Annotated in this window: 2 protein-coding genes and 1 pseudogene; all 3 read left to right on the forward strand. The window is 40.2% G+C overall.

Annotation, left to right across the window (positions count from 1 at the left end):
- The first annotated feature begins 42 nt into the window (after positions 1–42).
- Positions 43–1,536, forward strand: coding sequence for a bifunctional ADP-dependent NAD(P)H-hydrate dehydratase/NAD(P)H-hydrate epimerase (locus tag Q763_RS12745; protein WP_035134888.1), 1,494 nt, complete (start codon positions 43–45; stop codon positions 1,534–1,536).
- 74 nt (positions 1,537–1,610) lie between these two features.
- Complete coding sequence (hutH, locus tag Q763_RS12750) at positions 1,611–3,119, forward strand: histidine ammonia-lyase (protein ID WP_035134897.1); 1,509 nt, start codon at positions 1,611–1,613, stop codon at positions 3,117–3,119.
- A 572-nt stretch (positions 3,120–3,691) separates the two neighbouring features.
- Positions 3,692–7,263 (forward strand): annotated as a pseudogene (locus tag Q763_RS12755) (hypothetical protein); the annotation flags it as partial.

Here is a 7,263-nt window from a genome sequence, read left to right on the forward strand (position 1 = left end):
TTATAAATTTACTTAGTAAAAGTATTACAAATAATAGTAAACATGAAAATTTTTGACGTTGCAGCAAACAGGGAAGCCGACAAAGTAACTGTAGAACGACAGGGTATAACTTACTACGAGCTTATGGAAAGGGCAGGAACAGAAGTGTTCCAGTGGCTAAAACGTAATTTTCCTGATAAGGAAACGCTTTTTCATGTGATATGCGGACAGGGCAATAACGGTGGTGACGGACTGGTAGTAGCCCGCCTGCTCTATGAGTCCAAATACCGCGTGGTACTCGATATACTGGAAGATGCCGGTAAACCAACCCCTGATTTTACGGCTAACCTAAAGCGTATTAATAAAGACGGAATTAAATACAATAACAAAGAGATATACCAATATACCGATGGTAAACTGGTGGTGATAGATGCTATTTTCGGGATTGGGCTTAGCCGTGATCCGGAAGGTTCGGTTAAAGAAATGATTGAGAAAATTAACCACAGCAATGCGTATGTTGTTTCTATAGATGTGCCTTCGGGGGTGTTTATGGACAGGAAAACAAATTTTGCGGTACACAGTGATGCCGTGTTGACTTTCCAGCAGCCCAAGCTTTCGTTTTATCTTTCAGATAATTATCAGTACCTAAAAAAAGTAGAGATACTGGATATAGGGTTAGACAGGGACTTTATTAATTCAGTTGAAACCAGCTATTACCTCACCGATAGTTTTGAGGCACACAAACGCTACATACCTGTAGATCCCTTTACGCACAAGGGTAAACAGGGGCATGCGCTTATTATTGGTGGTAGCTATGGTAAAATAGGGGCAGTATGCCTTGCGGCGAAGTCGGCATTAAAATCAGGTTGCGGACTCATAACGACCTATCTGCCCAAGTGTGGTTATGTAGTGATACAAACAGCTTTCCCTGAAGCAATGGCAATAACCGACGGAGATGAACATATTACGCATATCAATTTTGATTTTGAACCCAAAGCAATTGGTATCGGCCCTGGGATGGGGCAGCATCCCGAAACCCAAAAGGCTTTCCATGATTTTTTAATTCGGTACAAACATCCGTTAGTTATAGATGCCGACGGGCTAAACATATTATCCTATAACAAGGAATGGCTGGAACTGCTTCCTGTAAATACTATACTTACTCCGCACCCCAAAGAGCTTGAGCGTTTAATGGGGACTTGGAATGACGACTTTGACAAAATAGAGAAAATGAAAGCCTTTTGTAAAAAGTACCATGTAATACTCGTAGCTAAGGATGCCCGTACTATGGTGGTATATGATAATGAGGTACACATAAACGCATCGGGTAATGCTGCACTGGCAACGGGTGGCAGTGGCGATACGCTTACAGGTATTATTACCGGATTACTGGCACAGGGTTACACTGCTGCCGATGCTGCGGTGTTTGGAGTATACCTGCACGGACTCACCGCAGATATTGCCCTGCCGCAAACCGGAATGCAGGCTTTTACGGCATCTATGATACCCGATTATATAGGTAAAGCCTATCATGAAATCGAAGCAAATCATCCCTAATATTGAAAAGTTGATAAAAATCTTGTTTTTTAAATAAGGTTTAGTGAATTTTGGGGCTTCAATTCAAGTTATAAATGGAAACAATACATTATATAAGCAGTGAGCTGCTTTCTATTGAAGTCGTAAACGAAATTATTACTCAGGGGAAAAAACTGGAGCTTAGCGAAGAAGCCAGGCTGAACATTGAAAAATGCCGAACGTACCTTGATGAGAAAATGAAATCGCACAGCGACCCTATTTATGGTATAAATACAGGGTTCGGTTCATTATATAATGTAAAAATATCTAACGAAAACCTTTCAAAACTACAGGAGAACCTTGTAAAATCACATGCTTGTGGTACAGGGGAGGAAGTGCCTCAGGAAATCGTTAAGATTATGCTTCTTTTAAAAATACAGTCGTTAAGCTACGGGCATTCGGGCGTTCAGCTGGAAACCGTACAAAGGCTTATCGATTTTTACAATAACGATATTTTACCGGTTGTTTACAATCAGGGATCTCTTGGAGCATCGGGCGACCTTGCTCCGTTGGCACACCTTTCATTACCGCTATTAGGTGAGGGAGAGGTAAACATGGACGGTTTCCGTCAGCCTGCTTCAAAAGTATTGGAGAAAATAGGGTGGAAGCCTATCGTGCTTAAATCTAAAGAGGGTCTTGCATTATTAAACGGTACTCAGTTTATGAGTTCATACGGTGTGTATGTACTTCTTAAGTCAATTAAGTACTCTTACCTTGCCGATGTTATTGGGGCTATTTCCCTTGAAGGTTTTGACGGAAGAATAGAACCTTTTAATGAGCTTATCCACATGGTGCGCCCTCACAAAGGACAAATTGTAACAGCACAACGTTTTAATCAGCTGCTTGAGGATAGTGAGATTATTGCACACCCTAAACAACACGTTCAGGATCCATATTCGTTCCGTTGTATACCACAGGTACATGGTGCTACAAAAGACACTATTGATTATGTGAAAAAGGTATTCCGTACCGAAATCAATTCGGTTACCGATAACCCTAATATATTTATTGACAGCGACCAGATTATATCGGGAGGTAACTTCCACGGTCAACCACTGGCATTAACGCTGGACTTTTTAGGAATAGCTCTTTCTGAACTGGGTAGTATTTCAGAAAGAAGAACGTATCAGTTAATATCTGGCCTGCGCGGGTTACCGCCATTCCTTGTGGCAAACCCCGGGCTAAACTCGGGCTTTATGATTCCGCAGTATACTGCAGCAAGTATTGTAAGCCAGAATAAGCAGTTATGCACCCCTGCAAGTGCCGATAGTATAGTATCGAGCAACGGTCAGGAAGACCACGTGAGTATGGGGGCTAATGCGGCTACAAAAGCACTTAGAATTATAGAGAACCTGGAGCGTATACTTGCTATAGAGCTTATGAACGCCTCTCAGGCTATTGAATTTAGAAGACCACTAAAATCAAGCGACTTTATAGAAATGTTCCTTAAATCATACAGGGAAGAAGTTCCGCTTGTTGAAGACGACAGGATACTGCATTATGATATTGAGAATACAATAGCTTTCTTAAATAACATGCAAATAGACGAAACTGTAATAGACTAATATAAAAAAACCTCCTTTAAGGAGGCTTTTTTAATACATACCATTTTATATGAAAATACCCATTTTTGGGTATTTTTTTTTGTTTTTACCTAAAAGATATTTGTATTCAGTAGTCTGTAAATGTTTTAATCGGGTATAAAAAAGCACTTTTAGGTGTTTTTACGCATTATTGAAAAACAGGTAATTCTACTCTAAAATTAAATAATCCTAAAAATTACCTTTGCAGGGTTTATATATTTTTTAAATAAATCAATTTTTAAGGGATATTCATTATTTAATAGAAAAACACCTGTTAAATAAGTTAATTAAATCTTAAATAAAAAATAGAAAATACTGTATATTAGCATATTGAAAATAAATCATAAAAACCCAATAATTAATGCCTATGAAAAAAACTACCTCACTCCACTACCTGAATTGTTATATTTTATTTGATTATTAATTAATCTATACGGTTCAATCTATTCAAAATATAATTAGCCGTTGGCTTTTTGAGCTTTTTTGTCCGGGTGACAGGAAGGCATTTTGTTATTATAGCAAGTAAACAACCCAATTATTATTACATACCACCTATGATTAAAACCAGAAATTTATTATTCAAACTAACTATGCTGTTTGCAGTTTTGCTTTTTAGTGAAATAGCTTATTCACAGTGTGCCAATTATGGTACAGCCCCCGATCAGGATTTTGACTGTGACGGTGTAATAAACAGCGACGACCTTGACGATGACAACGATGGTATTTTAGATACCGACGAATGTGACGTAACCCTGGCAGCAACAACTTTTAACCTGTTTGCTCCGCCTAACTATCTTCACCCTGATGAAATATGGAACATTGTAATATCGGGTGATGAGGGAACAACAATTACTTTCCTTGGTTCTACTTATGTTATTCCGGCATCTCAAACGCTTGTGATAAGTGTAACAGGTGCTCAGGTACCGAATCTTTCCAATAACGTGGTACAGTCGGGCAAAAGTCTTTTACTAGTTGCCGATATGCCGGTAACAATAATACACGAACTTACAGGTGCTTACACAAGCGACTCGTGGGTAGTACTTCCCGAAAAAATATGGGGCAACAGCTACAGGCTGTTTACATATCACTATTCGGTTAATGCAGTTAAAGATCAGTATGCCATGATTTACAGTGCTACCGATGCTAATAACGTACTGATAAAAGACAAAACCGGTGTTGTTCAAAAAAGCTTTACATTAAATGCGGGAGAAACCTATCTTCAAACAGGGGTAGACCTTAACATGACAGGGTGGACGGTTGAGTCTACCTATAATGTAGGAGTAATTGTTGGTGTTAAATGTGCCAATACTCCATATGGTGCCTGTGATAACATTGATGAGATGTTATTGCCTAGAAATATGCTGGGTACTAAATTTTATATCTCAAACACTGCAAGTAATACTACTTATGTAATGGCCGATGCCGATAATACAACCGTTACACTAAACGGTAGTGTTGTGGCTACACTGGCAAATGCCGGAGATGTTTATTCTTTTAATGTTTCGGCAACAGATCTTAACGTGATTGAAACCAGTAACATTGCTTCGGTATGGCAATTAAGTCCTAATGATAACGATCCTGCATGGCAGTTGGTGCTTGATGAGAGTAAAGCTGTAAACAGTTTTAACTTCTCTATCCCAACCTCCATGACCACATCAAATGTACTGGCACTTATAGCACCTACAGCAAGTACCTCTCTTGTTTTATATAATGGAGCTCCTGTTACAGGGTGGGTTCCGTATCCTAGTTCACCCGGTACATCATATGCTGAGGTATCTGGTATAGCTGCGGGTACTGCGATTAATGTGACATCTACTACAGGTAATGTGCCTATACTTTCTTCTTATACAGGTATTGGTGACTATATAACTAACTCTACAGCACCTTCTATTGGTAACTATAGTGTAGATACAGGAGCGCAGGGACTTGGAGATTGTGCCGATAGCGATAATGACGGTTTCCCTGATTATGTTGATTTGGATAGTGATAACGACGGCTGTAGTGATGCTAATGAGGCTTATGGCCTGGCTGATGCCGATGGTAACGACGGAGATATGTATTATGGTGTAGGGCCTGTTGCCGTAAATGCGGATGGTACTGTTATAGGAGCCTCTTATGCAGGAACAAACAACAATGTTACTACCGTAGGAGCAGAAAGTACCATTGATACACAACCTGTAGATCAGTCGGTTGAGATTAATGCTAATGTTGCGTTTACTGTAGCGGCTTCAGGTGGTTCAGGAACAACAAACTACCAGTGGCAGGAAAGTACAGATAATGGTGTTACTTGGACAGATATTACTGATGGCGGAATTTATAGCGACGCTACTACAAATACTCTTAACTTAACAGCTGTTACGGCTGCAATGGCAGATTATGACTATAGGGTGATTATCACTCAGTCTGATTTAGTTTGTGCTTATGTAGTTTCAGATGCAGCAAATCTTTGTGTGGTTTCGGCAGCTACGGCTGTTGCTGATTTTAGTGCCAATACCTGTAATGAAATTACGGTTACTGCAAATGTACCGGTACTTGGTACGGGACTTTGGAGTATAGTATCGGGGACAAATGGTGTTTTTGGTACAGATACTGATGCCGAAACTTCTTTTACAGGTACACCTGGTGCCAGCTATGTTTTACGCTGGACGATTACTAATGGTGCCTGTGTTTCTGAATTCGACCTTCCAGTTGATTTACCGACTCCGCCAACTGCTTCTATAGATAACCAGACAGATGTTTTATGTAACGGTGAAGCTAATGGTACTGCTACTGTAGCAGTTACAGGAGGTACTGCACCATATACGTATTTATGGAATGACGGTCAAACTACTGCTACAGCTACAGGGCTTGCACCTGGTGATTATACCGTAACTGTAACCGATGCAAGCGGATGTTCTGTGGTGCAGGACTTTACAATAGGCGAGCCTGATGCTCTTGCAGCTGCTACAGGATCTACCCAAAATGATGTATCGTGTAACGGTGGTACTGATGGAGAAATCACAGTTGTAATGCAGGGTGGTGTAACTCCATATTCTTATGCATGGAGTGACGGACAGACTACTGCTACCGCAACCGGACTTGCCGCAGGAAATTACACTGTTACTATTAGTGATGCTAACGGATGTACTTTAACAGAAAACTTTATTGTATCACAGCCGGATGCATTAGCTCTTTCACCTAATACCGTTGTAAACGATGTATTATGTAATGGTGGTGCAAGCGGTTTAATTACGGTTGATATACAGGGTGGTGTAGCTCCATATACTTACCTGTGGAATAATGGTCAAACTACAGCTACAATAACCGGACTTGCAGTGGGTACGTACAGCGTTGATGTTACCGATGCTAACGATTGTGTTTTAACAGAAACGTTTGCGATTAATGAACCTACAACTTTATCTACAACAGGTTCACAAACCAATGTACTTTGTAACGGAGACGATAATGGAGAAGCTACGGTAATTGTATCGGGTGGTGTTGCCCCTTATGCTTATGAGTGGAGTAACGGTGAAACGACTGATACTGTTACAGGACTTGCTGCCGGAACTTATTTCGTAACGGTAACCGATGATAACGGTTGTATCATTATACAAAACTTTAATATTAGCGAACCATCTGCATTGATTGAAGGTTCTGCTACATCTCAAACCAATGTTTTATGTAATGGTGCCGCTACCGGAGAAATCAATTTAGTTGTTGAGGGTGGGGTAACACCATATACCTATTTATGGAATGACGGACAAACAACAGCTTCATTAAGCGGACTTACAGCAGGTGTCTATACTGTGGATGTTACCGATGCTAATGATTGTGTACTTAGCCTTGAGTTTGAAATTACCCAGCCTGATGCTATTGTTGCAACAGATGCTACTACGCAGTCTAATGTTACTTGTAACGGCACGGCAACAGGAGAAGCTACTATTGATGTGGAAGGTGGTGTAATGCCATATACCTATTTATGGAGTGACGGACAAACAACGGCTACTGCTACAGCTCTTGTAGCTGGTACATATACGGTTGATGTAACTGATGTAAACAATTGTATTTTCACACAGGAGTTTGTTATTACTGAGCCGGATGTTTTAACACTTACTGCATCTCAGGTAGATGTACTATGTAACGGTAA

Source organism: Flavobacterium beibuense F44-8, assembly GCF_000769915.1.
Lineage (GTDB): Bacteria > Bacteroidota > Bacteroidia > Flavobacteriales > Flavobacteriaceae > Flavobacterium > Flavobacterium beibuense.

Bases quoted from the DNA above. Each gene is read 5' to 3' on its own strand.
- hutH (WP_035134897.1), top strand. From the start codon at position 1,611: ATGGAAACAATACATTATATAAGCAGTGAGCTGCTTTCTATTGAAGTC.
- Q763_RS12745 (WP_035134888.1), top strand. From the start codon at position 43: ATGAAAATTTTTGACGTTGCAGCAAACAGGGAAGCCGACAAAGTAACT.